This window comes from Tautonia sociabilis, from assembly GCF_003977685.1.
In the GTDB taxonomy this organism is placed as follows: domain Bacteria; phylum Planctomycetota; class Planctomycetia; order Isosphaerales; family Isosphaeraceae; genus Tautonia; species Tautonia sociabilis.
In genome coordinates this window covers 92,432-115,993 of the sequence record NZ_RYZH01000011.1, presented here as the reverse complement: position 1 = coordinate 115,993, position 23,562 = coordinate 92,432, and the positions used below count along the sequence as shown (strand labels likewise).

9 protein-coding genes are annotated in these 23,562 nt (G+C 68.9%); 7 read left to right on the top strand and 2 right to left on the bottom strand.

Annotation, left to right across the window (positions count from 1 at the left end; all coding sequences use genetic code 11):
- Window positions 1-48 precede the first annotated feature (48 nt).
- Window positions 49-1,572, bottom strand: a complete 1,524-nt coding sequence (locus TsocGM_RS07690; protein ID WP_126724722.1) for a hypothetical protein — start codon at window positions 1,570-1,572, stop codon at window positions 49-51.
- 484 nt (window positions 1,573-2,056) lie between these two features.
- Between TsocGM_RS07690 and TsocGM_RS07685 the strand changes: the two genes are divergently transcribed.
- The 7 genes from TsocGM_RS07685 to TsocGM_RS07660 all read left to right on the top strand — a co-directional run bounded on the left by TsocGM_RS07685 (window position 2,057) and on the right by TsocGM_RS07660 (window position 22,683).
- Entirely contained in the window at window positions 2,057-3,055 is a 999-nt protein-coding gene (locus TsocGM_RS07685; protein ID WP_126724721.1) for a hypothetical protein, read from the top strand.
- Between the two features lie 23 nt (window positions 3,056-3,078).
- Entirely contained in the window at window positions 3,079-4,797 is a 1,719-nt protein-coding gene (locus tag TsocGM_RS25890) for a cytochrome c3 family protein (RefSeq protein WP_158633420.1), read from the top strand.
- 148 nt (window positions 4,798-4,945) lie between these two features.
- Window positions 4,946-6,721 (top strand): NADH-ubiquinone oxidoreductase-F iron-sulfur binding region domain-containing protein, encoded by a 1,776-nt coding sequence (locus TsocGM_RS25885; protein ID WP_158633419.1) that lies wholly within the window; start codon window positions 4,946-4,948, stop codon window positions 6,719-6,721.
- A gap of 18 nt (window positions 6,722-6,739) precedes the next feature.
- The gene (locus tag TsocGM_RS07675) at window positions 6,740-9,046 is read left to right on the top strand and encodes a cyclic nucleotide-binding domain-containing protein (protein WP_126724719.1); all 2,307 of its coding nucleotides are present in this window, start codon (window positions 6,740-6,742) and stop codon (window positions 9,044-9,046) included.
- Between the two features lie 69 nt (window positions 9,047-9,115).
- Window positions 9,116-10,537, top strand: coding sequence for a Si-specific NAD(P)(+) transhydrogenase (gene sthA, locus TsocGM_RS07670; protein ID WP_126724718.1), 1,422 nt, complete (start codon window positions 9,116-9,118; stop codon window positions 10,535-10,537).
- A 310-nt stretch (window positions 10,538-10,847) separates the two neighbouring features.
- Entirely contained in the window at window positions 10,848-11,483 is a 636-nt protein-coding gene (locus TsocGM_RS07665) for an HAD family hydrolase (RefSeq protein ID WP_126724717.1), read from the top strand.
- A 553-nt stretch (window positions 11,484-12,036) separates the two neighbouring features.
- Window positions 12,037-22,683 carry a S8 family serine peptidase gene (locus TsocGM_RS07660; RefSeq protein ID WP_126724716.1) on the top strand — a complete coding sequence of 3,549 codons (10,647 nt, stop codon included), beginning with the start codon at window positions 12,037-12,039 and terminating at the stop codon, window positions 22,681-22,683.
- A 357-nt stretch (window positions 22,684-23,040) separates the two neighbouring features.
- On the opposite strand, the gene TsocGM_RS07655 is transcribed toward TsocGM_RS07660, so the two are convergent.
- Complete coding sequence (locus TsocGM_RS07655; RefSeq protein ID WP_126724715.1) at window positions 23,041-23,337, bottom strand: ferredoxin family protein; 297 nt, start codon at window positions 23,335-23,337, stop codon at window positions 23,041-23,043.
- Window positions 23,338-23,562: the final 225 nt, after the last annotated feature.

Sequence of the window (23,562 nt, the reverse complement as noted above, 5' to 3'; positions counted from 1 at the left end):
CAGGGAAAAACGAACCCGAAGCGGGCCCGAGGCCCCGACGCCTTCGATTCATCCCCCCGAGGCGATCGCATCGAGGAGCGTCCGGAGCGCCTCGACCGCCGGCCTCGGGTCGGAGGCCCACGGGTTGGGCTCGTTTGGGCTGCCCGGGCTATCGAGGTCCCGCTCCGGGAATTCGAGGGCGGCTCGGGCGTGCTCGAGCGCCTCGAACCGAGACCGGATCGCGGTCAGATCCTCCTCCGAGGCCCCCCCCCTGCCCAACAGCTCCTCGGCCTCGGCCCGGATCTGCGCCCGGCAGGCCAGGTAGAGTTGCGCCGCGGCGTCCCAGTTCTCCATCAGCCCCTCAAGGCGGGCCGGGTCGGAGGAGATCGCCGAGAGGAGCTCGCGGAGCGAGCCCGAGTCGAACCCCTCGTCGTCGATCCCCGACGCCCAGGACCCCAGTTCCGAGGAGAGCCGGCCGGCCGCTCTCGCGACCTCCTCCCCGTCCGGCAGGGGCTGGGCCATCAGGGAGGCGACCCCGTCCAGCCGATCGACGAGCCCCGGCGCCTCCCGCTCCAAGAGCGTCCGGGCCATCGGCATCGCCCAGGACGCCCAGGAGAGTGACCCCGGCACGGCGGCTCCCCGGGAATAGTGCAGGCCCTCGTCGACCAGCGCGTGGTGGCAGGAGAAGCAGGCGTACTCGGCGAACTCAGGCCAGGGAGGGTTCCGCTCCTGCCCGGAGGGCGGGTCGGCCCGCTCCGCCAGCAAGGAGAGCGTCGCCCGGAGTGTTTCGGCCTGGCCCACGGCCCACTCTCGGGCCGAGGATCGTGGCGGCAGCCCCTCGTCCTTGCGCTTCCCGTCGGTGATCGAGGCATCCCAGTGGCGAGGGAGCCGGTCGAGCGACGACGAGAGCTCGAAATTGAGCCGGGGGTGCCCGGCGGCGATCAGGTCGTGGTTGACCTCGCGACCGAGCCCGTCACCGACGTGACATCGGAGGCAGACGCCCGCCCGGTCCGCGGTCGCCCGGAGCGGCTGCATGGAGGCCGAGGCCTCGGGGAAGCGGTCGGGCCAGCCTTCCCGGTAATGCTCGTCGAGCCACTCCCGGGCGGGCCCGTGGCAGTCCTCGCACCCCACGCCGCTGGTGCCGATCGCCGGGGAGAGCCCCCCGGCATCGGCGCAGTCCACCTCGCCGATCGCGAGCACCGCCGCCGTCGCGTCGGCGTCGCCGTGGCAGCTCTTGCACAGCGCATCGCGGTAGGCGGGAACGAACTCCTCCCCTGGCCTCGAGCCAAGTAAGTTCCGCTGGATCGACTCCGATCGGCAGTCGAACAGCACCAGGAACGCCGTCGCGTGCGGGTCGAGCCGGGCCCACGTGTTGAACTCGCTTCCCTCGGTCCCCGCCGGCGCGACCTTGCCGTGGCACCCCCGTCCCGAACAGGAGGTCGATCCCACCCGAGGCGTTCCTCCCGCAGGGGGCTCGGAAACGGCCCCCGACCGATCCTCCCGCCCCGGGGAAGGCTCGGGGGCCGCGAGCCAGGAGGTCAGGGGAACCAGCGCCGTCACGCCGAAGATCGGGCAGAGAGTGCGCCATCCCATCGTGGTCGGGTCCTCGAGACGAGACGGCCGCCGACGGCCTGGTGGAGACGGGCCGACCTCCCCAACGCTCGATCGCCGGGCTCGCGGCCAACATGAACTTGCCAGACGTTAAGCCCGGTCGCAAGCGATCGGGCCCGGTTCCGCGACGAAACGATTCCACCGGCCCGATCGCTCGACAGCATGTTGACAGGGGCGGCAATCCAATGCTAGGACATCCTTGATTAGCTCGGGATGTGCTTTTCTCGGCCCTCGAGGGTAGTGTTCGTCCCGAGGTTCCTCCGATCGATCGCCGAGACACTGTCGTCTCGCTCGAGGTCCCGGGGCGATCTCAAGTTCGAACCGACTCGACTCGACTCGACTCGACTTGAATCGACCCCATCCGCCCGGGATCAACGGATCCGAACCGATTTGATGCGACGACCTGGCCGACACTGGAGGTTCGGTCGGTCCCCGCCCATCGACCCGCCCGAGGAGGACCCTGAACGTGCTCTTGAATCGGGAATTCAGGGCCCAGCACCTCCCGTGGGTGGTGCTCGCCCTGGCGATCCTCGCCGGCCTCGGCGCCTGGTTCGTCGTTGAGCGGTTCCGCCTCGGGGAGTGGCCCGGCGGGAGCACGGCGGTCGGACTGACGCTGGGGGTCGTTGGCGGCGTGCTGATCCTCTTCGAGTTCCTGCTCTGGCCCCGCAAGAAGAAGCGAGCCTGGCGGATCGGGCGCGTCCGGATCTGGTTGGCCGGGCACATCTGGCTCGGGCTGATCACCCTGCCGCTGTTGATCTTCCACAGCGGTTTCCACCTCGGCGGTTCGCTGAGCACGGTGCTCACCGTGCTCCTGGTGGCGGTGGTCCTCAGTGGTGCCTGGGGCCTCGTCCTCCAGCAACTGCTGCCCCGACGAATGCTCGAGGAGGTCCCGGCCGAAACGATCTACTCGCAGATCGGCCGGATTGGCCGGCTCACCCGGATCGAGGCCCGCCGGCTCGTCGAGGCCACCTGCGGCCCGACCGAGGACGAGCGCGATCGCTTCTCCCCCGACGGTGAGGAGGGAATCGACTCCGACGAGGAGGAGGAACAGACCGCCAATCCCTCCTACGTGGTCGTCGGCGCCCTCCGGACCGCCGGCCGGGTGCAGGGGACCGTCCTCCAGACCAGTGTCCCCTCGGCCCCGGTCCCCGGCTCGGAGCCTCTCCGGGTCTTCTTCTACGACGAGGTGCTCCCCTACCTCAAGTCCGGCGGCTCGTCCCGCTCCCCACTCGCCCAGCGGCACCGGGCCGAGGCGATCTTTCGAGACCTGAAGACCCAGCTCGACCCGAAGGCCCACCCGACGGTCGACGCGCTGGCCGCCGCCTGCGACCAGCGCCGCCAGCACGACCACCAGGCCCGGCTCCACGGCTGGCTCCACGGCTGGCTGCTGGTTCACCTGCCGATGTCGATCGCCCTGGTGGCGCTGATGATCATCCACATCTACGTCGCGATCAAATACTGGTAAGCGAAGGGAAGGGTGGGGGCAGCATGGCGGAGTATCCGAACCCAACGGGGTCCTCCCCGCGCCGGCCGTCCGGCAAGCAGCGGGCGGCTCGCATCCCGTTGAACTACTACAAGACGCGCGACGGGATGGGCCGCCTCCGGTTGGTGCTGGTCGCACTCGCCCCAATTCTCACCCTCGGCTGGTGGTACGGCGGGCGCCTGCTCCGAGGTGATCGCGCCGACAGCCGCGTCTCCCACGGCCCGGTCTGGGGCGGTCATGCGATGTGGGAAGATGACTGCCAGGCCTGCCATACCCCCTTCGAGCCGATCAAGTCGGGCGCCGCCTTCGCCTCCCGAGGGTCGTCCCGCCTGTCGGGTTCCGACCAGCGCTGCTCCTCCTGCCACACCGGGCCGGCGCACCACGCGAACCAGCGTTCCTCGCTCACCGAGTCGTGCGGCGGCTGCCACCGCGACCACCGAGGCCGGGACGCCGACCTGAACCGAGTGCCCGACCATCAGTGCACCGTCTGCCACTCCGACCTGCCCCACGCCATCCAGGGCGGCCCCCCTGAGGACGGCCCGCTCTACGTCGACGTGGCCAGCTTCGCCGACCATCCCGACTTTGGCGTCCGAGTCCCCTCCCCCGACGGCCGAGGCCCTCTGCTCGGCCGGCTGTCCGACTCCGGAGACTCGCCCGACGATCCCTCGAACCTCAAGTTCAACCACGCGATGCACCTGGCCGTCGGCATCGACTGCAACTTCACCTTCGCGGATCTTTCTCCCGAGGACCGCTCCCGGTACGGCCAGACCACCAGCACCCCGATCGACACCCCGGTTCGGCTCGATTGCGACTCCTGCCATCTGCTCGATGCCGGCGACCGGCCGCTCCCCGCCTCGGGCTGGACCCCGTCCGGGGGAGACGGAGCGATTCCTTCCCGATCGACCGGGGAGTACATGCTCCCCGTCTCGTATGAAAATCACTGCCGGGCCTGCCATCCCCTCACCGTCGGGGTCCCCGGGCCGGGGAGGCCGCCGCTGGCGATCCCCCACGGCGCGCAGCCGGGAGAGCTCCGCCGCTTGCTCGAGCAGGCGTTCGCCGCCGAGCTGCTCGACACCGACCGCTCCCGCCTCGATCTCCCCGCCGATCGTCCTGATCCGGATGCCGACGCCCAGGTCGAATCCCAGGCCATCGACGCCATCCGGACACTGCTTTCCGACGCCGACAATCGCCTTCCCGGGCCCGATCGTCGGGGGGCCGAAACCGTCGGCGATGCCCTCTCCGACCGGATCCGGCAGGCCGAGGCCACCCTCTACCTCGGCACCCAGACCTGCACCGAGTGCCACTCCTACGACGCCACCGCCGGCGCCGACCCCTCACGCTGGACGGTCCGGCCGCCGATGGTCCCCGAGGTCTGGTTCCCCCACGCCAGGTTCTCTCACGTCGCCCACCGCGCCGTGGACTGCTCGCAATGCCACGGCGGCGCGACAGACTCGAAGGTCAGCGATGACATCTTGCTGGCCCCCGCCTCCTCCTGTCGCGACTGCCACGGGCCCGCCGAGTACGCTCGAGGGGAACTGGTCCGCGGCGGGGCGAGGTCCGACTGCGTCGAATGCCACCGCTACCACAATGGAGACGCCCCGCTCCAGGGCATCGGCGCCCTCGCCCGTCAGGTCGACGAGGAGCAGCGCCGGTCGGTCGAGGCCTTCTTGCGAGGCTCGGCCGGCGCTCCGTTGTCGGGCGGGCCGTCCCCCCCGTCCGAATGACCCGATCCGGGGCGATCGGCTTCCCGTCCGGGTCCTCGCCCGGGGAGGCCGAGGCCCCCCAGGTCACGAGCCCCCTCACCGATCGATCCGGATCGCCGCCCCTCCCCTCCGGTCGGAGGCCCGGCGTCAACCCCTCAGGCGGTGCCCCATGCTCGTCCAGGAACTGAACGCCCTGCAGAAGCGCTTCGGCTACCTCCCCGCCGACGAGCTGAAGGAACTCTCCCGAAGGCTCGGCGTGCCGCTGCACCGCTTGCACGAGGTCGCCAGCTTCTTCCCCCACTTCAAGCTCAAGAAGGGGGCCGACGTCGAGGTGCTGGTCTGCCGGGACGTCTCCTGCTGCCTCCGAGGCGCCGAGCCGCTGCGGCAGGGGCTCAAGGCGCTGGCCAACGAGATTGACCCCACCGGCAAGTCCGTCCACGTCGACGGCGTCTCCTGCCTCGGCCAGTGCGACCACGCTCCGGCCGTGTTGATCAACGACCAGGTCTATTACGGACTGACCGAGCCTCAGCTCCGCTCCCGCATCCACTCGGCGGTCGCCCGAGACCCCCTGCCCCACCAGCGAGCCGACCGCTCCCCCCAGGGCTGGAAGATCGACCCCTACGGCGGCACCCCCCGTTACGAGGCGGTTCAGAAGCTGGTCGCCACCCGAGACCCCGCCTCGGGCGCTCTGCTCGGGATCGACGCCCTGCTTGAGTCCCTCAAGGAATCGACCCTCCGGGGCATGGGAGGCGCCCGCTTTCCGACCCACATCAAGTGGGCCGCCGTCCGTTCCCAGCAATCCGACACCAAGTACGTCGTCTGCAACGGCGACGAAAGCGAGCCCGGCACCTTCAAGGACCGCGAGCTCCTCCGCCGCGCCCCCCACCTGCTGGTCGAGGGCATGGTCCTCGCCGGCCTGACCGCCGGAGCGACGAAGGGCTATATCTACATCCGCCACGAATACCACGAGGAGATCGAGGCGGTCGAGGAGGCCATCCGAGACGCCCGCTCCCGGGGAGCCTGCGGCGACGACATCTTCGGCTCCGGCCTCTCCTTCCCCGTCGAAGTCTTCGTCAGCCCCGGCGGCTACATTTGCGGCGAGGAGAGCGCCCTGCTCGAGGCGATGGAGGACCGCCGCGCCGAGCCCCGCAACAAGCCCCCCTTCCCCACCGTCAAGGGTCTGTTCAATCAGCCGACGATCATCAACAACGTCGAAACCCTGATGTGGACCCCCGCCATCTATCTCAACGGCGGGGCCTGGTACCGCGACCAGGGGGTCAACGGCGGCCAGGGGCTCTGGTTCTGCTCCATCTCCGGAGACGTCCGCGATCCGGGCGTCTACGAGGTCCCCTTCGGCATCACCGTCCGCGACCTCGTCTACCGCCGAGCCGGCGGCATGGCCGGCGGGCAGCGACTGAAAGCGATCGCCCCCTCGGGCCCCTCCGGCGGCTTCCTGCCGACGTTGATCCCGCGCAACGCCCTCCCCAAGACATTCGTCGAGAAGTACCTCCCGGAGGGGGGCGCCTTCTTCGACATCCTCGACCTGCCCCTCGACCCCGACGTCCTCCGAGGCATGGAGGGGATGCTCGGCGCCGCGTTCGTCGCCGTCGGCGAGCAGGCCGACCTCGTCGCTCTGGCGTTGAACCTGACCGAGTTCTTCCGCAACGAGTCCTGCGGCAAGTGCGTCCCCTGCCGGATCGGCTCCCAGAAGCTCGTCGAGATGCTCCGGGCTCTGAAAGCCGGACAGCTCGACCGGGAGCACCTGGACCTCGCCTCCTCGCTCGGGCAGACGATGATCCTCACGTCCATTTGCGGGCTTGGCCAAGTGGCGCCCAACCCTCTGCTGTCCCTGGTCAAATACTTCCCCGACGATGTTGATGCGTACCTCGATCGGCGGGGAGGGCCCCCCGTCCGCGAGTTCTCCGCCTTCGAAACGATGGTCTGACCGAGGAGCGATCCCCCGATGAGCTCGGCCAACGGCAACGGCGCCCCTCCCGTCTCGCTGACCATCGACGGCCGCAAGGTCTCGGTCCCAGCGGGCACGACCATCTATGACGCGGCCACCCGGGCCTTCGTCAAGCAGGCGGGCGACCGCAACCCGATTCCCATCCTCTGCCACCGCGAGCACATGACCCCGGTGGCCGTCTGCCGTGTCTGCACCGTCGACGTCAGCGTCAACGGCCGCCAGGAATTCCGCCTCGCCCCCGCCTGCCAGCGCGAGGTCGCCGAGGGGATGGAGGTGCGAACCCACGAGACGAGCGATCGCGTCCGCAACGCCGTCTCCATGCTCACCGAACTGCTCCTGGCCGACTACCCCGACCCCGAGGCCGCCCGAGCCGCCCGCCTGACCAAGCAAGGCCAGAGCCGGGGCGAGGGCAACGACGAGCTAATCGAGCTGGCCGAGCGGCTCGGCGTCGAGAACCCCCGCTTCTCCCGATCCCGCCGCGAGAAGCCGATCGACGAGTCGTCAATGGTCATCGCCGTCGACCACAACGCCTGTATCCTCTGCGACCGCTGCATCCGGGCCTGCAACGACATCCGCAACAACCACGTCATCGGCCGCACCGGCAAGGGCTACAAGACTCGCATCGCCTTCGACCTCGACGACCCGATGGGAGACTCCTCCTGCGTCGCCTGCGGCGAGTGCATGATCTCCTGCCCCACCGGCGCCCTGCTGAGCAAGCACCATGTCCTCTCCCGCCCCCCCGCCGGCACTGTCCCGGCCGAGGAGCTGGCGGCGCACCCGCTCTTCACCGGCGTCTCCAAGGCATTTCTCGATTTCAACGAAGGAGCCGTCGTCCGCAAGCACTTCCGTAAGGGGGACGTCATCTGCCGGGAGGGGGATTACGACGCCACCGCCTACTACATCGAGGACGGTGAGGTCGAGATCTTCATCAGCTCCCCGTTCAAACACGTGAAGAACCACCGCGGAGCCGGCTCCTGGAACCCCTTCGCCCTGGTGCGCAACAGCCTGCTCGCCGGCCGGGGGGAAGACCGCCGCGACGAGGAGATGGACACCGAGTTCATCTCCATCGACGCCCCCGTCGTCCTCCGCTACGACAAGCCCGTCGCCACCATGGGCCCCGGCGCCATCTTCGGCGAGATGGCTTGCATGAGCTCCTATCCCCGATCGGCCACCGTCGTCGCCCAGACCGACTGCACGCTGCTGGAAGTCGGCCGCAACGTCCTGTACATCCTCCAACGCGGCAAGTTCTCCAAGGCCCAGCTCGACGAGCGCTACCGCCAGAACGCGCTCGACAACCACCTCCGGGGCGCCACCGTCTTCGCCCGAATGGTCAAGAACGAGGACGAGTTCAAGAAGCTCGTCGAGTTCCTCCGTCCCCGAGTCGATCTCGTCCGGGTCAACAACGGCGAGGTCATCTTCCGCCAGGGAGACCCGGCCGACGCCTATTACCTCATCCGCATCGGCTTCGTGAAAGTCTCCCAGGAGCGCCCCGGGGGAGAGTTCGTCCTCACCTACTTCGGACCCGGCAAGTCGTTCGGCGAGATCGGCCTGATGGGCCACATCCCCGAGATCCGGGACCTCGCTCCCCCCGGCATCCGCACCGCCACCTGCACGGCGCTCGACCACGTCGACCTAGTGAAGATCAAGGGGGAGGATTTCCGTCTGCTGCTCGAGCAGTTCCCCTCCGTCCAGAAATCGTTCATCGACTACGCCATCACCATCCTCAAGCAGAACGAGCGGATGCTCCGGCAGGTCAACGAGGACTCCCTCGGAGACTTCCTCCAGCAGGGGCTGATGAACGCCCAGAGCGTGCTGGTCCTCGACCTGGAGAAATGCACCCGCTGCGACGAGTGCACCAAGGCCTGCGCCGATTCTCATGGCGGCGTCACCCGGCTGATCCGGGAGGGACTGCGGTTCGACCGATTCCTCGTCGCCAGCTCCTGCCGCTCCTGCCTCGACCCCTATTGCATGGTCGGCTGCCCCGTCAACTCGATCCGCCGCCGGGGGTCGCTGGAGATCATCATCGAGGACTGGTGCATCGGCTGCGGCAAGTGCGCCGAGAATTGCCCCTACGGCAACATCAACATGCACCCGTTCCCGACCGGGCAGAACGTCTTCGACGAGGAACTCCGGCGTAAGGTCCCCGTGCTCCAGCAGAAGGCCACCACCTGCGACCTCTGCCGGGAGCTCGACGGCCAACCCAGTTGCGTCTACGCCTGTCCACACGACGCCGCCCACCGCATGAAGGGAAGCGATCTGGCCCGGGAGATCGGCATCGTCGCCACCCCCCCTCCGGTGCGATAATGCCCTTCGGACATCGATCGCCGAGGGACCCGCCCGGGTTCCTCGCCCCCCCTTCGGATCGAGATGCGGATGAGCCCCCGGACCTATGACCTGATCGTCCTCGGCTCCGGACCGGCCGGGGAGAAGGGAGCCGCTCAGGCGGCCTACTTCGGCAAGAGCGTGGCGATGGTCGAGAAGGAGCCCCCCCCCGTGTACGGCGGCGCCGCCGCCAACACGGGCACGCTCCCCTCGAAGACCCTGCGCGAGACCGCCCTGTTCCTCTCCGGCTTCCGCAACCGACAACTTGAAGGGCTGGAATTCCGCTGGAAGGGGGACGTCTCCATCGACCTGCTCCTGTCCCGGCGCAAGGCGGTCGTCGGGACCGAGCAGAAACGCATCCTCACCAACATGAACCGCCACGGCGTCGACCTCTACGAGGGGACCGCCTCCTTCGCCGGACCGCACACGATCTCCGTCCGACGCAAGGGAGCCCCCGAAACGCTGCTCCGAGGCGAGGTCATCCTCATCGCCACCGGCTCCGCCCCCTACCGCCCGGCCGCCTTCCGGATCGACGACCCCCGCATCGTCGACTCCGACAGCATCCTCAACATCCCCGACATCCCCCGCGAACTCGTCGTCGTCGGCGGTGGCGTCATCGGCTGCGAATACGCCTGCATGTTCGCGATCATGGGCAGCCGCGTCTCCCTCGTCGAAACGCGAGAGCGCGTCCTCACCTTCATGGACGAGGAGATCTCCGACGCCCTGATGAAGGAGATGGGCCGGCTCGGGGTGCGATTCTTCCTCGGCGACGGCGTCCAGCGCGTCGATCGCCGAGGGCAGGTCCTCGCGCTGAACCTGGAGTCCGGCGCGACGTTGACTCCCGACCTCGTGCTCATCTCCTCCGGCCGCTCCGGCAATACCGCGAGCCTCGGCCTGGAGCGGCTCGGCGTCGAGATCGACGAGCGGGGCCGCATCAACGTCGACCCGACCTTCCAGACCAGCGTCCCCTACGTCTACGCCGCCGGGGACGTGATCAAGGGCCCCGGCCTGGCCTCCACCGCCATGGAGCAGGGCCGCATCGCGATGATCCACGCCTTCGGGCTCGAATTCCAACGAGACCTGTCCGACCTGCTCCCCTCGGGCATCTACACCATCCCCGAGTGCTCCATGGTCGGCCCCACCGAGCGCGACCTGCTCGCCCAGGGAATCCCCTACGTCGTCGGCAAAGCCTCCTACGAGGCGAACGCCCGAGGCCAGATCATCGGCGACACAAACGGCTTCCTCAAGCTGATCTTCCACGAGGAGACGATGAAGCTCCTGGGCGTCCACGTCATCGGCGAAGCCGCCACCGAGCTCGTCCACATCGGTCTCACCGCCCTGCACGCCGAGGCCGGCGCCGAGCTGTTCATCCGAGCCTGCTACAACTATCCAACCCTCTCGGAGACCTACAAGTACGCCACCTACGACGCCCTCGGCCGCCGAGCCCGTAAGCGAGCCGGCCAGCCCTCCTGAGGCCTCGTCGATTCCTGGCCCCGAACGACTCCCGGCTCGCACCGCGCTCCCCCCAAACTTGGGAAGCTCGGCGCAGCGTCTTGGGAGAGCGCCACCCTCGTTTCCCCAAGTCTGCCCGATCGCTTCCCCGATCATCGGGGCGTTCCCAGAGGGTTTCGGCCCCTTCTCTCCTCAGGGGGCGGCGCTCCGCGATCGGATCGACCCCATCGTCCCGTTCCCCGAACCCCGAGACGCTCCGGAATCCTCGATCGCGGCCCTGGGAACGTCCCCCTCCATCCGAGGCACACCCCGCTTCCGGAATCCCTGCGCCATGCCCCATCCCGCCCTCGTCTTCGACTTCGGCAACGTCGTCGCCTTCTTCGACTACGCTCGAGCCTGCGAGGCGATCGGGCGTCCTCGAGGCCTGGACGGCTCCTCCCTCCTGGAGACCGCCCGTCGGGCCGGGCTGGCCGAGCCTCTCCTCGCCTTCGAGTCGGGCCGGATGGGATCCGAGCAGTTCTGCCGAGCGGCGAGCCGGCTCCTGGGGGTCGACCTCCCGGTCGACGAGTTCGCCGCCGCCTGGGCCGACATCTTCTGGCCCAATGAGTCGATCGTCCCCCTGATCCGGGCCCTGGCCGACAACGGGCACCGCCTGATCCTCGGATCGAACACCAACCCACTGCACTCGAATCACTTCCGTCGACAGTTCGCCGAGACGCTCGCGCTCTTCGACCACCTGGTCCTCTCGTTCGAGGTGGGCCACGTCAAACCGGCTCCCGAGTTCTTCCTCGCCTGCGCCGAGGCCGCCGGAGCGCCTCCGGCCGACTGCGTCTTCATCGACGACCTGCCCGAGAACGTCGAGGGCGCCCGCCAGGCCGGCCTGATCGGCGTGCACTACGTCGACACCCCGACCCTCGCTGCCGACCTCCGGGCCTTGGGAATCCCGGTGCCGAGCTCCCCCCGCTGAGGGGCCCTCTCCAGGCCGCTCGTCGCCAGAATCGCCCCAGCCCGTCCTCCCCGCCGAGAGACCCCATCACTCCCGAATTCGGCCGCTTGACACCGGCCCGACGGGCCGCACACTCCCTTCGTGCCCGGGCGTTGGGACGGCCCGGCCCGAGGGATTGTTGCACCTGCCCGCCAACTCGATCCGACCCCGAAAATCCCAGGGACCGGGACTTGACTCGCCCAGGGCGACGCCATAATGATTGGGTGAGTGCATGTCATGCAGCGCTCGTTTCTCGTGTCGACCGCCCCAACTGTCCCGACCGAACCCGGCTCACGGAAAGACCGAGGGGCCGATCGGTCGATCAAGGGATTGATTGGCGCGCGAGACCAGGGGTGAGCGTGCCCGGGAGCCGGCCGCCGCGGCCTGGTCCCGGAACGAGTCGACTGGGGTCCGATCGCTTCGAATCTCCGAGTTTCCCCCGGGAAGAGGCTCCCCGCCCGTCGCGGGGCGCCGTCGGCCGGCCGAAGACGGCCGACGGACGAGTGGGGGGCGCGAACCATTCAGGAGTCGTTCGATGGGCAGCTTCAAGGGTGACAAGCGGAAGGCGGGCCGGGATCGTCGTCGCCCCATCGGAAGGCTCGCTGGAGCCGATCGAGGGCCCGAGGCGCTGGAGCAGCGGGCGCTGCTGGCGTCGATGATCAACACCCCGCCTGCCGTGACGGCCGCCGCGATCGACGGCCCGGTCTTTGCCAAGGGGGGCAAGCACCTCGCCGAGCTGTACGAGGCTTCCCGCGTTGGCGGCAATGCCTTGCAGCAGACGCTCGACGCGAAGCGGCAGTTCATCACCTTCCGCGGCGACCGGGTTGGCATCGACCTCTACGCCGACGCCAGCCTCCCGTTCGATCGGGTGGTCAAGTCGCTCACCGACCTGGGCATGCAGGTCATCGCCACCGACGCCAACTACCGGATCGTCGAGGGCTTCCTGCCCATCTCTCAGCTCCGCACCGCCACCGAGCTGGCCGGCACCCGCAACATCGACCCGATCTACACCCCCGTGATCGACCAGCAGGGGATTGCGAACAACCAAGGAGATCAAGTGCTCCGGGCCGACGTAGCCCGCAGCACGTTCAACGTGGACGGCTCGGGGGTGATCGTCGGGGTCCTCTCCGACAGCGTCGACCGCTTCCAAGGAGGCTTGGCCGACTCGATCGCCAGCGGCGACCTGCCCGCGAGGAGCCGGATCAACGTGCTCCAGGACGAGCCGGTCGGTGGGAGCAACACCGACGAAGGCCGGGCGATGCTGGAACTGATCCACGATATCGCCCCGGGGGCCGACCTCGCCTTCCAGACGGTCTTTATTGGCGGCCCGGTCCAGTACGCCGACGCGGTGCGGAACATCGTCCGCGCCGGCGGCGCCGACGTGGTCGTCGACGACGTCCGCATCGCCCAGAACCCGGTCTTCCAGGAAGGCTTGATCGGGCAGGCGGTGGTTGACGTCACCACCAACGACAACGCGGTCTACCTCAGCGCCGCCGGCAACAGCGGCCAGGGGGGAATCGAGACGAACTTCCGCGGTGTCAGCGCCAGCGTCACCGGCATCGGCACCGGCCGCTTCCTCGATTTCGACCCCGGCCCGGGGGTCGCCACCACCCTGCCGGTCACGGTCAACAGCGCCGGCCTGGTCCTCCTGCACTGGGACGATCCCTGGTACAACGGTCAGGCCGACACCAACCTCGACTTCTTCCTGCTCGACGGCAACAACCAGATCGTCACCCAGGGCATCAACAACAACATCGGCAGCGCCACGCCCCAGGAGGTCGAGGTCGTCGCCGCGCCGGGCAACTACCAGCTGGCCATCCGGGTGACGGCCGGCCCCGATCCCGGCCGTGTCCGGTTCATGCAGTTCTCCGCTGACATCGCCCCGAGCCAGCAGTTCGGCAATGCCGGCGGCACCACCTACGCCACCACCTTCGGCCACAAGACCTCGCCGAACACCATCGGCGTCGGGGCCGTGTTCTACAACGACGCGCCCCCCTTCTCCACGACCACGCCGATCCCGTCCGAATCCTTCAGCGCCGCCGGCCCGGTCTTCTATCTCTTCGACCCGCAGGGGAACCGGCTCTCCTCTCCGCAGTTGTTGCTGAAGCCCGACGTCTCCGGCCCCGATGGCGTCAACACCTCCTTCTTCGGCAGCCCGGACATCCCCCAGGACCCGGACACCCTGCCGAACTTCTTCGGCACCTCCGCCGCCTCCCCGAATGTGGCGGCCGTGGTCGCCCTGATGCGGCAGCTGAACCCGAACGTCTCCTATAACGTCATCCAAGATGCGCTCAAGCGGACGGCCGTCGGCCTCAACGGTACCCCCGGCGGATCCTACGACCCGATCGGCGGCCACGGCCTGGTGGACGCCGTCGCGGCCCTGAACGCGGTCGATCAGCTCCGCGTCGTCGCCTCCAACCCGGCCGACGTGGCCACGCTCGGCCAGGCGCCAACCTTCATCGAGTTGACCTTCTCCAAGCCGGTCGATCCGACGACGCTCCAGGCCAGCGACTTGACCTTCCCCGTTTTGCCGAATGGCGTGACGGTCAGCGTCGGCGCTCCCCAGGTGGTCAACGCCCTGACGATCCGCTTCCCCGTCGAATTCACGGCGCCGGCTGGGGTGTCGGCCAACGGCACCTACGCCTTCAACCTGGCCGACGGCGCCATCACGGCGACCGACGGCAGCAACCTGATCGGGCTGACCCGGGCCTTCATACTCGCCGACCAGGCGGCTCCCCGGGTGCAGAACACGATCTTCCAGGGCCGCATCATCGTCGTCCAGTTCAGCGAGGCGATGCGCGGCTCGACCATCACCAAGGAAAACCTCATGCTCGTCCGCACTGGCTGGACGGGCTCGTTCGGCCGACCGGAAAACGTCGTCGTCACCGACGACCCCCGAGCGGTGCTCTTCTACGACGCGGCCAACAACCGCGCCATCTTCGACCTGCGTGCGCTGCCGCAGTCGGCGATGCCCTCGGACATCTACGCCCTGGTCGTCAGTGACGCGGTGACCGACGTCGCCGGCAACCGGCTCGACGGCGAGTTCAACGGCCGCTTCCCCTCGGGGAACGGCCAAACCGGCGGCTCCTTCGCTCAGGAGCTCCCCCGGTTGGTCGAGGCCCCCCAGGTGGCCAACTTCAGCCTGACCGCCGCCTCCGACACCGGCCTGCCCGGCGACCGCGGGACAAACCAGAATCGCCCGACCTTCTCGGGCTTCGCCGTGGCCTCCTTCCCGTCCACCAACGTCGGCCTCCAGGTCGCCATCCAGTTCTTCCAGGCCCACACCAGCGGCTTCGACCTTCAGGTCGGACCGAACGGCCAGGGCTATGTCGGCAACCCCGACCTGATCGTCAACACCGACGAGAACGGCTTCTTCAGCTTCCAGCCCCCGTTCGACCTCCGAGACGGCCTGCACCGCGTCCGGATCGTCGTCGTCGGCGAGTCGGAGAACCCGCCGCTGCCGGGCAAGGCGACCCAGGCCGAACTCTCCTTCGTCGTCGACTCCCAAGCCCCGCTGGTCACCGCCAGCTCGATCCCCAACGAGTCCCGCATCTCCAACCTGCGGAGCATCACCCTCAACATCGCCGACCCGGTCTCCCCGGCCGACCCGACCGACCCGCTGGCCATCCCGGTCCAGCTCGACCGCCCGGCCCTCGACCCCGACACGGCGACCAATCTCGGCAATTACTCGCTGATCAACCTGGGGCCCGACCGCGTCCTGGGTACCGCCGACGACGCCGACCTCTCCCGGTTCATCGAGAACGCGACGTTCGTCTCCACCACCCAGCGCAACCAGTCCTCGGACCCCTACACCGGTCGCGTCGAGCTGAGCTTCTCCGACGGCCTCCCCTCGGGGCGATACGTCCTGGTCGCTCGCACCCAGGAGGCCGCCTTCTCGGGCATTCGAGACGCCGCCGGCAACCCGCTGGACAACAACCCCGCCCAGCCCGGCAACCAGAGCTTCGCCACCTTCTTCGAGCTCCAGCCCGAGGCGACGTTCATCACCAGCTACACCGCCTTCAGCCCCTCGGTCTTCTCCCCAGGCACGATGGCCGCCTCCGGCCCCCGCGCCTACTACGAGATCCCCGTCCCCGGCTTCACGCCCCGGGCCGAGGCGCCTCCCGAGGTCTTCCAGATCGACTTCTCCAACACCCTCGCCCCGAGGGACTACAGCAACGCCGTCCAGCTCATCCGATCGGCCAACTCCCCCGGCTCCCCCTCCGACGGCGACTTCGGGCTCGGGGCCGGCGGGTTCACTCAGGTCAGCGGCGTGACTGTCGAGCTGGTCAACTCCGTCCCCGGCGCCACGCTCGGTCAGCCCGGGTACCTCAACCGCCTGGTCGTCCGCATCCCCGAAGGCCAGACCCTGCCCCCCGACTACTACCGCCTGGTCATCCCCAACACCGGCTCCGAGCAGATCACCGACATCTTCGGCAACGTCGCCGACCTCGAGTTCCTCGGCAACGAGCGGCCCGACGGCGACGGCTTCGAAGTCTTCATGCCCGACGGCACCTACCGGGACGGTCTGACCGGCGACGCGGTCGAGGGAGGCTCCTTCGTCACCGGCTTCGTCGTCGTCCCCGGCCAGCGCCGGGAGAACCCCGCCGACCCCAACTCCCGGATCCTGGGCAACATCATCTACGCCCGGCCCGACTACCAGGACGATCCGTTCCTCACCACCGACGACCCCGACGGCAGCGTCCTCAAGCCCTTCCCCACCCTGCTGCCGGAGGCCGTCCCCAACCTGAACAACAACGGCGACCTGAACTCCTCCGCCAACTTCGGCACCGGGTTCAACCCGATCTACGACCGCAACGCCAACAACCGCTTCGACCGCTCGGCCTTCTTCGAGGCCACCCGGGTCCGAGACCAGGGCCCGGTCGTCATCGTCGCCCTGCCGGGCATCCTCCGGCCGGTCCCCGGCACCACCGACACCACCCAGCAGACCTTCGTCATCGCTCCGCCCGCCGGTGCCGACCCCTCCCGCCCGGAGAACAACGCGAGCGGCTCGGTTCCGGCCCAAACCACCCTCGTCTTCGACCAGGGCTCGGCCCTGAAGCTCTTCAACGCCTCGCTCTTCGTGCAGAACCAGGGTTCGGCCCTGCAACTCCGCGGCGGTTCCAACCCCGATGAGCAGGTGATCTTCACCTCGCTGCTGGACGACTCCGTCGGCGGCGACACCAACAACGACGCCCAGGACACCACCCCCGGCGGAGGCAACTGGGGCGGCATCATCTTCCGCAACTACGACGACGTGTCCGCCGGGCGCGACCAACTCCCGGGCAGCTTCCCGATCGACGGCAAGCTCGGGCTCTCCGGCGCCTCGGATGTGATGTCGATCATCGACCACGCCCTGCTCCGCTTCGGCGGCGGCGCCGTGCCCCAGACCATCGGCACCCGGTACGACACCATCACCCTGTTCAACAGCCGGCCGGCCATCACCAACACCACCGTGGCCGACGGCGCCGCGGGAGGCGGAGCCGCCGGCGGCACTCAGGCGGCCATCTCCGCCGACCTCGACTCGCTCCGAGAGGACGAAATCGCCCGAGGCCCGCTGATCCGCCGCACCCAGCTCCTGAACAACTCGATCAACGGCATCCTCATCCGGCCCCCGGTCGGGTCGCTTCAGGCCCAGGAGACGGACGCGATCTTCTACCCCGCCAACCCCACCAGCCAGGGCGGCGGGAAGAACTTCACCATCGACGATCCGCTCCCCTACGTCCTCAACTCCCAGCTGGTTCTCGGCCAGCGGCTGCTCACCAACACCGGCGGCCAGACTGATCAGACCGTCTCCTCCCGGCTCTACGTGCAGCCCGGCATGATGGTCAAGTCGAGCTTCGGCGCCAGCCTGGCCACCGTGAACACCTCCTCGAGCGTCAACTTCGGTGAGCGGACCTACATCCGCCAGTTCGACGCCAACCCGAACATCTCCCCGGCCGACCCGAACTTCGTCCCCAACTCGATCGGCGACGCCAAGCCCCTGTTCACCTCCCTCTTCGACGACGCCGCCGAGACCTACTATCTCGACCAGGCCACGGGCACCCGCCGCGTGATCGTGCCCGCCGGCCCCACGGACAACAATTCCTCCAACCCCGCTCCCGCCCCGGGCAACGTCCCCTCCTCCCTCCGCTGGGGAAGCATCTCCATCCTGCCCGGCTCGATCGCGGCCATCGACGAGACCGAGTTCCGCTACGGCGGCGGGCAGATCATCACCCCCCTGACCGCCCTGCCCAACCGTCAGGTCCTCGACCTGACCAATGACATCGCCAGCTTCCTCGGCTACAACGCCGCCGCCGCCGGCGCCAACGTCTCCATCACCAACAACGACTTCTTCGACAACTTCGACACCCCGATCGTCGTCGAGCCGAACCAGCTCCTGGCCGCCGACCCGACCCGTCCCCTGCTCTCCGGGAACCCGTTCTTCCGCGGCAACGTCATGGAGCGGAACTCGGTCAACGGCCTGGGGATCAAGACCACACCGGGGGTCATCATCCCGCCGCCCAACAACCAGGGCGACTTCTACACCGAAGCCGCACTGGACGACGGCGCCAACCTGACGGTCAACTCGGTCTGGGACGACACCGACATCGTCCACGTCCTCCGCGGCACGGTCAACCTCGCCGGCTGGAGCGGCTTCGGCAACAACGACAAGCCCGTGCCCGATCCGACCTCGCCCGAGGCCGACGCCAACGGTTTCCTCCCCGAGCTTCAGCCGTTCATCACGCTGACCATCCAGAGCGCCCTGCCCGATACCCTGCTGGCCGACGGCACCCGGATCGCCCGCCCGGGCGAGTCGATGTACGTCAAGCTCTTCACCGACACCTTCGTGGGCAACCCCGGCCCCGGCACCCCCATCGACCCGGCCCTCAACCAGGTCGCGGCCGACAACGCCAACATCTTCGGCGCCGGCTTCAACGTCGGCTTCGACGATGGCATCGACCCGCCCGGCCCCAGCCCGCTGATCGACCCGGGCTACGGCAGCCAGCTTCGGATCGTCGGCATCGGCACCAACGAGACGACCGGCCAGCAGCGCGTCCCGGTGGTGATCACCTCGCTCCGGGACAACACCGTCGGTCCCGTCGTCCGCGGCGTCGATCAGTCGAACAGCTTCTTCTCCTCGTTCAACCCGAGCAACGCCGGGATCAATTTCGACACCCCCGCCCCCGGCGACGGCGGCGTGATCGCCTTCGGCGGCGGCAGCCTCTTCGATTACAACCTCTTCGACCCCCGCAACGGCAGCATCATCGACAACGCCGACATCCGGTACCTCCACCGGATCGAGTTCCAGGGCGGTTCCATCGTCGACGCCTTCGACTCCAACGCCAGCAACGCCATCGACATCGGCGACAACCTGCAGTTCCAGAAGCTCGGCCTCACTCCTCAACTGCAGTACAACGCCCAGCTCGGCTGGACCGTCTCCAACTCCAGCCTCGACAGCTTCCGAGACGCCGGCATCTTCGCCGATCAGGGCTTCGACCTCCTCGCTCGCACCCTGATCGGAACCACGACCCCAGTGGCCGGCGGCACCGCCCGAATCGGAGGTCTGAGGGGCCAGCCCACCAACCTCTTCCTGGTCAACAACACGATCTCCAACATGCCGGTGGGCGTCCGCGTCAACTACGGGGCCAACGTGGCCAACGCGAACGCCGACCAGAACCCGGCCCAGATCGTCCTGCTACACAACACCTTCTACAACAACGGTGTTGGCTTCCGGACCCAGGCCCCGGCCTGGAACCCCAACCCCAACAACTCGCTGTCTCACGTCTACTTCCTCGCGATGAACAACATCTTCGACGGGGGGACGATCGGCAGCGACCCGGCCGCCGCGGCGGTCCGGCTCGAGGGGATGGTGGCCACCAGCCAACTGCTGTTCAACGTCTTCAACAACTACTCGACGGTCCTGGACGACCAGATCTCCCAGATCGCCGGGGCCCCCTTCCTGGGGAACAACTCGCCGATCTTCGGGGACCCGAAGTTCCTCGACCCGGCCAACGGCAACTTCTTCCTCCAGTCCGGCTCCGCCGCCATCGACGCGGCCCTGAGCGAGTTCGGGCCGACCCCGATCGGAGACATGCTCTACCCGGTCTCCAACCAGGTCCTCGACCCCCGGGGAGGCATCCGCAACACCATCGGCCGCACCAATCCCTTCGGCGGGGTCACCATCTTCCAGCAAGACCCTCGGGAGATCGTCACCCTCCCCGGGACCCCGAACCGGGGCTTCGTCGACCAGTTCATCCCGGTGCTCGCCGGCTCCGCCGGCTCCTCGTTCGGACCGGCCTCCAACATCGCCACCTACGGCTTCGCCCCGCTCACCGGCGAGCGCGACAAGGAGGGCTTCCTCCGGCTCGACGACCCGAGCACGCCGAACATCGGCTTCGGCAGCCGGCCGTTCTTCGACATCGGTGCCCGTGAGTTCCGCACCTTCGACCCCCCGCAGATCACCACTCAGGGCGCGCCCGACCTGAACGGCGACGGCATCGGCGACGGGGTCTTCGCCTCCATCGCCGACCCCGCCACCGGACAGCTGCAGATGGTCAGCCTCTACACCCCGGGGCAGGTCGCCGGCAGCAACCGCGTGCCGCAGGAGATCTTCTTCCAGTTCGACGAGCGGGTCGACCCGCAGACCATCAACGCCCAGACCGTCCTGTTGCAGGCCTCCGGCGGCGACGGGATCTTCGGCAACGCCAACAACCCCGGCGACCGCACCATCCCGCTCTCCGGCCGGCTGGCCTTCGACCCCGACACCCGGCGGCTCAGCATCAAGCTGGGTGCGGGCAACCTGCTGCTGTCCAACGACCTGTACCGGATCGTCCTGGTCGGCAGCGGCGGCAACGTCATCCGAGACCCGCAGGGCAACGCCCTCGACGGCGAGAACCTCGGACCCAACGGCCTGCCCCTGGCCCTCCCCTCGGGTGACGGCTTCCCGGGCGGCAACTTCATCCTGCCCTTCACCATCGACACCCGGGCTCCGTCGATCGTCCCCGGCAGCTTCGGCCTGGCCAGCCCCAGCGATCCGACGCTGCAAATCACCAACGGCAACCCGCCCACCTTCTCGGGCAACGTCACCGACCTGTTCCCGCCGGTCAACCCGCTGATCGGTCAGCAGGTGACCCTGGACCTCGACCTCGACGGCGACGGCGTCTTCGAGCGCCTCGGCGTCGGCACCGCCACCACCGACGCCACCGGCAATTTCACCATCACCCCGACCCAGGCGCTGAGCCCCGACTCGCCGTTCAACGTCGGCCCCGACGGCCAGCTCGGCACCGCCGACGACACCGGCTACAGCCGGGCCCGCGTCCGGATCACCGACGTCAGCGGGAACGCCTCCGACCCCAACGACCCGAACGCGACCGTCCGCTTCATCCTCGACACCCGGTCGCCCCGCATCATCTCCTCCGACCCGGCCACCGGCAGCCGGGTCTCCAACGGCGGCCGCTTCCGGGTCTCCTTCACGGCCGACGAGAACCTCTCGCTGGCCAGCCTCATGGCCCAGGGGGCGATCACCGTCACCGGCGCCGGCCTCGACGGCGTCTTCAACACCCAGGACGACAACGCGGCCAGCATCGACCTCTCGTCGCTCAACGTCGAGTTCCTCGCCACCTCCCCCAGCGGGCCCAGCCGCATCAGCTTCGACGTCACCGGGGCCACGGCCGACGACATCTACCGCATCACCGTCGCCAACACGGTCACCGACCGGGCCGGCAACGCGATCGTCGGCAACAGCACCGGCGGCTACACCATCGACGTGGTCGTCTACGCCGCGACCCAGCGGCGGACGATCTTCGTCGGCCCGGGGGGCACGGGCACCCCGACTGGCTCCCGCGCCAACCCCTACCCGACGATCGCCGCCGGCCTGGCCGTCGCGTCCATCGGCGACACCGTCGCGGTCCTGCCTGGCACCTACAACGAGTCGGTCACGCTCAAGTCGCTCGTCCGACTCGTCTCGGCTGCCCCCTCCAGCACCGACTCGAACGTCGTCCCGGGCACTCCCCAGTCGACGATCATCCGGGCCCCGCTGGACCCGAACGCCCCCGAGGTCACCGTCCAGGGGATCGATCTCCTCGGCTTCACCGACGGCGGCGAGCTGGACACCGAGTTCCGCGGCTTCGCCGTGGTCGCCCCGCTGACCAACCTCGTCTCCGGCGCCATCGACCCCAGCTCGATCGGCATCCGGCTGGTCAACTCCGGCGGCCGGTACCACGGGAACGTGGTGATCAACGCCGGTGAGGGGATCAGCGTCGAGCCCAAGAGCGGGGCGGCCTCCAACGCCCGGATCGACAGCAACGTCCTCGCGGGCAACCGCACCGGCATCGTCGTCCGGGATCCGAACAACACCATCGCCATCGACCAGCCGGTCCAGATCGTCAACAACACGATCGCCCTCAACAACGGGGGCATCATCCTCTACGACGCGGCCATCAACGAGGGCAGCCCGGTCATCGCCGACGTCGTCAACAACATCTTCTGGCAAAACAGCGACCGCGCCGGCGGCGCCGACACCCCGATCGGTATCTTCCCGGCCGTGGCCGTCGTCCGGAACAACATGTTCTCCAGCAACCCGAACACCCCCCTGGTCGGGTTCAACACGGCCGCCCTCGGCTCGACGCCCAACGCCGACGCCGCGTACAACTACATTGGCGACCCCGCCTTCGCCGCTCCCCGCGACCCTCGGCCGCAGTTCGACGGGCCGACGATCACCCTGCTCGACGGCAACTTCGGGCTGACGGCCAACTCCGATGCGATCGACACCGCCGACAGCCTGACCGCCCCGGCCCTCGACTTCCTCAACCTCGGCCGGGTCGACATCCCCAACCGCGGCTTCCCGCCCTTCGGACCCGCCGATATGGGCGCCATCGAGTTCCGCGGCTCGGCCGGCTCGGGAGGCGGCGGCATCTTCATCCCGCCGACCGGCTCCACCCCGCCGGATGACAACCTCCTGTTCGGCCAGCCCTCCGGCCAGCCGAACAGCACCTTCCAGCCCGGCACCGGCACCGGCACCGGGGTCGGCTCCGCGGCCCAGACCGCCGGCGTCCAGCCGACCGCCGGCAAGGCCCGCCGCGATCGGGAGGCCCTCCGCGCCCGGCTCGCCGGCCGCCAGGAGCAGGTCAACCAGGTCGCCCCTCAGGGCAAGCGGGCCTGGCAGGACCTGCTCTCCCGAGGCCGGTTCCGCCGCGGTCAGTGACCCCAGGAGGGCCGGCCACCCCGGCCCCCGTTCATCGAGCATCGCGAGCGGCCCCCCGGGGCCGCTCGCGTCGTTTTCGAGGCCGGCCCGGCCCCCGTCTCGGGACTCGAACCGGGCGCGCCGTCGGCTCGGCGGTCGCCTCTCCTGCCGGCATCGAAGGTGCCTCACAGAAGGCACCATCCACCCTCCCGGGTCCGGTCGATTACCGTCCTCGGGACCGGTCGCCTCGCTTGAGGGGAAACGCCCCGGCTTCCGGGACCGGAGCGGACATCGACGTCGTCGTCGGTGGGGGGTACCGCCGTCCGGGTCGGGGCGAAGGTCCCCCCGACGAGGCCTCGGAGGGGCTCCGCCCCGCCGTCACTTCTTCGCGTTGCAGGACGGGCCCTCGAGCGGCGCCTTCTTCTCGGTGATCACCGGGCACTTCGGCGCCTCCTCGGCGTTGAGGGCGACGAATTCCTTCCACTCGTCCGGCAGGTTGTCCTCGTGGAAGATCGCCTCGACCGGGCACTCAGGCACGCACGCCTCGCAGTCGATGCATTCCTCGGGGTGGATGAACAACATCTGCGCCCCCTCGTAGAAGCAGTCGACGGGGCAGACGACCACGCAGTCGGTGTACTTGCAGTCGAAGCACGGCTCGGCGACGATATGCGCCACGTTCCTCTCCTTGTCTCGCGACGTCGGGATCGGTCGGTCGATGGACCCGGCCCTTCGGTCCGGAAGTCGACCCCAATTGTACGGTGTTTTCCCCCTCACTGCACGACGGCTTGACCCCCTCGAACCGGGTCGATCTCCCGCTCTCCGGAGCCCATCGTCCGGGATTCGGTTCGCCCCTCGCCCCCTGGGCCTTTCTCCCGAGCAAGCCTCCAAGAAGCCTCCTCT

What these genes read in the sequence shown, in the direction of transcription:
- TsocGM_RS07690 (WP_126724722.1), bottom strand. Translation starts at nt 1,572, where the DNA reads ATGGGATGGCGCACTCTCTGCCCGATCTTCGGCGTGACGGCGCTGGTT.
- TsocGM_RS25890 (WP_158633420.1), top strand. Translation starts at nt 3,079, where the DNA reads ATGGCGGAGTATCCGAACCCAACGGGGTCCTCCCCGCGCCGGCCGTCC.
- TsocGM_RS25885 (WP_158633419.1), top strand. Translation starts at nt 4,946, where the DNA reads ATGCTCGTCCAGGAACTGAACGCCCTGCAGAAGCGCTTCGGCTACCTC.
- TsocGM_RS07675 (WP_126724719.1), top strand. Translation starts at nt 6,740, where the DNA reads ATGAGCTCGGCCAACGGCAACGGCGCCCCTCCCGTCTCGCTGACCATC.
- sthA (WP_126724718.1), top strand. Translation starts at nt 9,116, where the DNA reads ATGAGCCCCCGGACCTATGACCTGATCGTCCTCGGCTCCGGACCGGCC.
- TsocGM_RS07665 (WP_126724717.1), top strand. Translation starts at nt 10,848, where the DNA reads ATGCCCCATCCCGCCCTCGTCTTCGACTTCGGCAACGTCGTCGCCTTC.
- TsocGM_RS07660 (WP_126724716.1), top strand. Translation starts at nt 12,037, where the DNA reads ATGGGCAGCTTCAAGGGTGACAAGCGGAAGGCGGGCCGGGATCGTCGT.